Below are 4634 nucleotides of genomic sequence, written 5' to 3'. Positions count from 1 at the left end.
CGGTTGTGGTCGCAGGGTGTGGGTGCGGTGTCGTTGCAGGTGGCGGATTCGGCGGGTGCTCCGGTGGCCACGATCGGCTCCCTGATCTCCCGCCCGGTCACCACCGAGCAGCTCTCCGCCGCCCTCGCCTCCCACTCCGACGCGCTCTTCCGCGTGGAGTGGACCGCGCTGCCCGTGGCGGAGACGTCCACCGCGACCGGGACCGCCCTGGTCGGGCCGGACACGCTCGGCCTGGCCGATGCGCTGCGCGGCGCGGGCGCGGACGTGACGGAGGTCGCGGAGCTCGCGGAGCTCGCGGAGCTCGCGGACCTGGCCGCGGCGGGAGAGGTCCCGGAGCTGGTGTTCGCCCCCTTCTCCGACTTCTCCGGATCCCCTGACGGGGCCGCCACCGACGGCGACCGGGTTCCGGACGCGGTCCGGACGGCGGCGTACCGGGCGCTGGAACTGGTCCAGCGGTGGCTGGCCGACGAGCGGTTCGCCTCGGCGCGCCTCGTCGTGGTCACCCGGGGCGCGGTCACGACCGGCCCCGACGAGGACGTCCACGACCTGGCGAACGCCCCGGTGTGGGGCCTGCTCCGCTCGGCCCAGTCGGAGAACCCCGACCGCATCGTGCTGGTCGACCTGGACGACCGGGCCGTGCCCGGCACCCTCCTGCGCGCCGCCGTGGACTCCGGCGAACCCCAGCTCGCCCTGCGCTCCGGTACGGTGCTCGCCGCGCGCCTGGCGCGGGCGGCCACCGGTGGCGGTGGTCTGGTGCCGCCCGCGGGGACGGCGCATTGGCGGCTGGACGCGCCGGTCAAGGGCAGCCTGTCGGACCTGGCACTGGTCGCCGCCCCCGAGGCCGGCCGGGAGCTGGGCCCGCGGGAGGTGCGGGTCTCCGTCCGCGCCGCCGGGCTCAACTTCCGCGACCTGGTCGTCACCCTGGGCATGGTCCCCGAGAACGACGAACCCATCGGCGGGGAGATCGCCGGCGTGGTGCTGGAGGTCGGCTCCGAGGTGGACGACCTGGCCCCGGGCGACCGGGTGATGGGCCTGCTGGACGGGGCGTTCGGCCCGGTCGGGGTGACCGACCGGAGGCTGCTGGCCCCGATGCCCGAGGGCTGGACGTTCGAGCAGGCCGCCTCCGTACCGGTGGTCTACCTCACCGCCTACTACGGCCTCGTCCGCCTGGGCCGGCTGCAGGCCGGAGAGTCGGTGCTGGTGCACGCCGGTGCCGGTGGCGTGGGCATGGCCGCGATCCAGCTCGCGCACCATCTCGGCGCGCAGGTGTACGCGACCGCGTCGCCGGCCAAGTGGGAGGTGCTGCGCTCGCTGGGGGTTCCGGACGAGCGGATCTCCTCCTCGCGGGACCTGGACTTCGAGGGCTACTTCGCGCAGGCCAGTGGCGGGCGCGGGGTGGACGTGGTGCTGAACTCGCTGGCGCGCGAGTTCGTGGACGCCTCCCTGAGGCTGCTGCCCCGAGGCGGCCGGTTCCTGGAGATCGGCAAGACCGACATCCGTGACGCCGCCGACGTCACCGCGGCGCACCCCGGCGTCGAGTACATCCTCTACTCCCTGATGGAGGCCGGATTCGACGGCCTGCGCGACATGCTGGCGGAGGTGCTGGAGCTGTTCGGCCGTGGGGTGTTGCGGCCGTTGCCGGTGCGTTCGTGGGACGTGCGCCGGGCGCCGGAGGCGTTCCGGTTCCTGTCGCAGGCCCGTCATGTGGGCAAGGTCGTGTTGCGGATGCCGCAGACGTTCGGTCCGGGTGGCACGGTGCTGGTGACCGGTGCGGGCACGCTGGGTGCTTTGGTGGCGCGGCATCTGGTGCGGGTGCACGGGGTGCGGGATCTGGTGTTGACCAGTCGTCGTGGCCGTGCGGCGGCGGGGATGGCGGAGCTGGAGCACGAGCTGGCCGAGGCGGGTGCGCGGGTGCGGGTGCAGGCCTGTGACGTGGCCGATCGGCAGGCGCTGGCGCGGTTGCTGGCGTCGATCCCGGCCGATCGTCCGCTGTCGGGGGTGGTGCACACGGCGGGGGTGCTGGATGACGGGATCGTCGAGACGTTGACGGCCGAGCGGGTGGGTGCGGTGTTGCGTCCCAAGGTGGACGCGGCCTGGAACCTGCACGAGCTGACCAGGGAGATGGACCTGTCGGCGTTCGTGCTCTTCTCCTCGGCCGCGGGCGTCTTCGGCGACGCCGGACAGGGCAACTACGCCGCGGCCAACACCTTCCTGGACGCGCTGGCCGCGCACCGCAGGGCCGACGGCCTGCCCGCGGTCTCGCTGGCCTGGGGCTTCTGGAACCAGCGCAGCGACATGAGCGCCCACCTCAGCGACGCCGACCTGGCCCGGATGGAGCAGTCCGGCGCCCGCGGCCTGTCCTCGGAGGAGGGACTGGCGCTGTTCGACGCCGCCCGCGCGGTGGACGAGGCACTGCTGGTGGCCGTCCACCTCGACCTGGCGGCGATGCGCACCGGCACCCCGCCGGCGCTGCTGCGCGGCCTGGTCCGTCCCCCGGTCCGCCGCGAGGCGGCGGCGACGACCGCGGCCCCCGCGGACGGCGACTCCCCGCTGCACCGGCAGCTCGCCGGCCTGTCCGAGGCCGAGCAGGACCGCGTGCTCGTCTCCATGGTCCGCACCCAGGCCGCCACCGTGCTCGGCCACGCCGACGCCGACGCCGTGCTGTCCGGCCGCGCCTTCAGGGAGCTGGGCTTCGACTCGCTCACCGCCGTCGAGCTGCGCAACCGGCTCAACGCCGCCACCGGGCTGCGGCTGCCCGCCACCATCGTCTTCGACTACCCCACGCCCACGGCGCTGGCCGAGTACCTCAGGGGCAGGCTGCTCGGCGCCGGGCTCTCGCCCGAGCCCGCGCAGCCCGCGCTCCCGGCCGCCGCACCGGCCGGTGAGGGAGACGACCCCATCGTGATCGTCTCCATGAGCTGCCGCTACCCCGGCGGCATCGACTCGCCGGAATCGCTGTGGCGACTGCTGGCCGAGGGCGGAAGCGCCATCTCCGAGTTCCCCGCCAACCGCGGATGGGACCTGGAGCGGCTCTTCGACCCCGACCCGTCCAAGCACGGCACCAGCTACGCCCGCGGCGGCGGCTTCATGCACGACGCGGGCGAGTTCGACGCCGACTTCTTCGGCATCTCGCCGCGCGAGGCCCTGGCCACCGACCCGCAGCAGCGCCTGCTGCTGGAGGCGTCCTGGGAGGTGCTGGAGCGCGCGGGCATCGCCCCCGGCACGCTCAGGGGCAGCTCGACCGGCGTGTTCGTCGGAGCGTCGAGCACCGGATACGCCACCGGCCTGTCGACGCTGCCCGAGGGCGTCGAGGGCTACCTGCTCACGGGCAACTCCAGCTCGGTGATGTCCGGCCGCGTCGCCTACGTGCTCGGCCTCGAAGGACCCGCCGTCACGGTCGACACGGCCTGCTCGTCCTCCCTGGTGGCCCTCCACCTCGCCTGCGACTCCCTGCGCCGCGGGGAGAGCACCCTCGCGCTGGCCGGCGGCGTGACCGTGGTCTCCACGCCGGAGCTGTTCGTCGAGTTCAGCCGCCAGCGGGGCCTGGCCCCCGACAGCCGCTGCAAGGCCTTTGCCGACGCGGCCGACGGCACGGTGTTCTCCGAGGGCGTCGGCATGGTCGTCCTGGAGCGGCTCTCGGACGCCCGCCGCAACGGCCACCCCGTGCTCGCGGTGGTCCGGGGCAGCGCGGTCAACCAGGACGGCGCCAGCAACGGCCTGTCCGCGCCCAACGGCCCCTCCCAGCAGCGCGTCATCCGCCAGGCCCTGGTCAACTCCGGCCTCACCCCCGCCGACGTCGACGCCGTCGAGGGACACGGCACCGGCACCACGCTGGGCGACCCGATCGAGGCCCAGGCGCTGCTCGCCACCTACGGCGAGGCGCGCCCGCAGGACCGGCCGCTCTGGCTGGGCACCGTCAAGTCGAACATCGGCCACACCCAGTGCGCCGCCGGCGTCGCGGGCGTCATCAAGATGGTGCTCTCCATGCGCAACGGCATGCTGCCCAGGACGCTGCACGTGGACGCGCCCAGCTCGCACGTGGACTGGTCGGCCGGCGCGGTCTCGCTGCTGACCGAGCCGGTCGAGTGGCCGCAGAACGACCACCCGCGCCGCGCGGGAGTGTCGTCCTTCGGCATCAGCGGCACCAACGCGCACGTCATCATCGAGCAGGCCCCCGCCGACGTCCCGGAGTGGGCGTCCACCGGGACGGCCACGGGCGACGACACGGCCGCGCGCGCCGGGACGGCCGCCGAGGCCGTACGCTCCGCGGTTCCGGCGACCGTCCTGGACGGCGTGCTCGTCACCGTGCCGGAGCAGGCACGGAACGGGCGGCACACCGACGGCGCCGACGGCGCCGACGGTGGCAACGGTGGCAACGGCGCGGGCGGCGACGGTGCGCACACCCCGGACACGGCATCCCTGCCGGCCGGGACCACGCTTCCGGTGCCGGTCGTGGTGTCGGGCCGCGGTGAGGAGGGGGTGCGGGCCCAGGCCGGCCGGCTGGCGGAGTTCGTGGCCGACGGAGGTACCGGCGTCGGTGGGCTGGTGGATGTGGGGTATTCGCTGGTGGTGACGCGGGCGGGGTTCGATCACCGTGGTGTGGTGGTGGGTGCCGATCGTGCGGGGGTGGTGGC

1 protein-coding gene is annotated in these 4634 nt (G+C 74.6%); it reads left to right on the top strand.

All coding sequences use genetic code 11. The features are described 5' to 3' along the window. Positions 1–27: 27 nt before the first annotated feature. Positions 28–4634: SDR family NAD(P)-dependent oxidoreductase (locus tag ACIBCT_RS40455; protein WP_399197360.1), on the top strand; the 4607-nt coding region annotated here is incomplete at its 3' end.

Origin of the sequence: Streptosporangium sp. NPDC050855, from assembly GCF_044456585.1 — a bacterium.
Classification (GTDB): domain Bacteria; phylum Actinomycetota; class Actinomycetes; order Streptosporangiales; family Streptosporangiaceae; genus Streptosporangium; species Streptosporangium longisporum.
The sequence above is the reverse complement of the archived record's forward strand: the minus strand, read 5'-3'. Positions and strand labels throughout refer to the sequence as shown.